This is a genomic window from Allobosea sp. P4_C6 (assembly GCF_056402015.1).
On sequence record NZ_JBFUIF010000212.1, the window covers coordinates 1 to 1916 of the forward strand.

At 63.9% G+C, this 1916-nt stretch carries 2 protein-coding genes; both read left to right on the forward strand.

The genetic code is table 11. From position 1 onward, the window contains the following. Positions 1 to 97 precede the first annotated feature (97 nt). The gene (locus tag AC1DVA_RS28020) at positions 98 to 1015 is read left to right on the forward strand and encodes an ABC transporter substrate-binding protein (RefSeq protein WP_476808070.1); all 918 of its coding nucleotides are present in this window, start codon (positions 98 to 100) and stop codon (positions 1013 to 1015) included. A gap of 128 nt (positions 1016 to 1143) precedes the next feature. Beyond that, the coding region (locus AC1DVA_RS28025; protein WP_476808071.1) for an ABC transporter permease at positions 1144 to 1916 on the forward strand (773 nt) is incomplete at its 3' end.

Genomic DNA, 1916 nt, shown 5'->3' on the forward strand with positions numbered 1-1916 from the left:
GGCCAGCACGGCAGCGGCTTCCTTGGCGGCCGGATTCCCTTCGTTCGCCCAGGAGACGACGATCGTCGTCAACGGCTCCGGCGGAGCCCTGGCGACGATGATCACCAAGATCTTCGAGGAGCCCTTCGCCAAGGAGACGGGGATCAAGGTCAAGCCGACGGCGCCGGTCAGCCTTCCGAAGCTCAAGGCGATGGTCGAATCCGGCAATGTCGAGTGGGACCTGACGGAACTGAACGGCGACGACGTCGTCACCGCGACCAAGGCCGGCTGGCTGATGCCGATCGATTACGCGATCATCGACCCCGACAACAAGCTGCCGGCCATCGCCAAGCAGCCGACGGCGATGGTGCGCGCATCCTATTCGACGGTGATGGCGTTCCGAACCGACAAGTTCGGCAAGGGCAAGGCCCCGCAATCCTGGGCCGATTTCTGGGATGTGAAGGCCTTCCCGGGGCCGCGCTCCCTGGAGAACTCGCCGAAGGGCAATCTCGAATTCGCCCTGCTCGCCGATGGCGTCGCGCCCGACAAGCTCTACCCGATCGACGTCGACCGCGCCTTCAGGAAGCTCGACCAGCTGAAAAAGCACATCCCGGTCTGGTGGACGAACGGTGCCCAGCATGTGCAGCTGCTGATCGATGGCGAAGTCAACCTGACTTCCTGCTGGAACGGCCGCATCACGCCGCTGAAGAACGAAGGCAAGCCGGTCGATATCACCTTCAAGGGCGGGGCCCTGATGCTGTCGTATCTGGGCATCCCCAAGGGCGCACGGCATCCCAAGGAAGCGATGCGTTTCATGAAGTTCCGGATGGACCCGGTCGCCTCGGCCGCTTTTGTCAAGCAGGTGCCCTATCCCGGCTTCGTGCCCGGCATGACCGAGCTGCTGGAACCCGCCTTCGCGGCGACCTTGCCGACATCACCTGAGAACGCCGCCGTGCAGTTCGAGTTCAACAGCGCCTGGTGGGCCGAGAACATCGATGCCGTCACCACCCGCTGGAACGAATGGCTGCTGATCTGACCCCGAACCCGACCTGAGTTCGACCTGATCCAACTCTGGCCCGGCTCGACCGCCGGGCCTCGTGAAAGTCTGCCGCCGCCATGCGCATTCGATGGACGAAAACCCTTCTGCTTCTAGCACCGGCGACGGTGCTGGCGGCGGTCCTTTTCGTCTATCCGGTGTTCGGCGTCCTCACCTTGACGGTGCATGACGGAACATCGTTCACGGCCGAGCCGGTGCGGCAGATCTACACGTCGCAGCTGTCGATCATCGTCCTGCAAAGGACCTTTGTCACCGCCGCGACCGTGACGGCGATCTGCCTGGTGATGGGCTATCCCATGGCCTATTTCATGGCGGGGCTCGCCCCGCGCAAGCGCGTCATGGCGACCTATCTGATCCTGCTGCCGTTCTGGATCAGCATCCTGATCCGGACCTACACCTGGATCATCCTCCTCGGCCGCGAGGGCGTCCTGAACAAGGCGCTCTCGGCCCTCGGCCTCACGGGCGAGCCGATCCAGCTGCTCTACACGCCGGTCGCCGTCCATGTCGGCATGGTCCAGATCCTCCTGCCGATCGTAGTGCTGACCTGCCTGACCTCGATCCTCGATGTCGAGCGGGATCTGGTGAAGGCGGCCCGCTCGCTCGGCGCGACGCCGCGCCAGGCCTTCTGGAAGGTCGTCTTCCCGCTCAGCGTCAGCGGTGCTGCGACCGGCGGCATCATCTGTTTTATCCTATGCCTCGGCTTCTACGTCACGCCGACGCTGCTTGGCGGGCGCACGAGCATTCTGATCGCCAATCTGATCGACCTGCAGGTTCACAAGACCCTGAAATGGGATCTCGCGGCGGTGATGGCCTCGGCATTGCTGCTCGCCACCTTCGCCTGCCTGCTGTTCTATTGGGGCCTGACCCGCAAGCGCTCGGA

Excerpts from the sequence above, each read along its gene's own strand:
- AC1DVA_RS28020 (WP_476808070.1), top strand. The coding sequence starts at position 98 with ATGATCACCAAGATCTTCGAGGAGCCCTTCGCCAAGGAGACGGGGATC.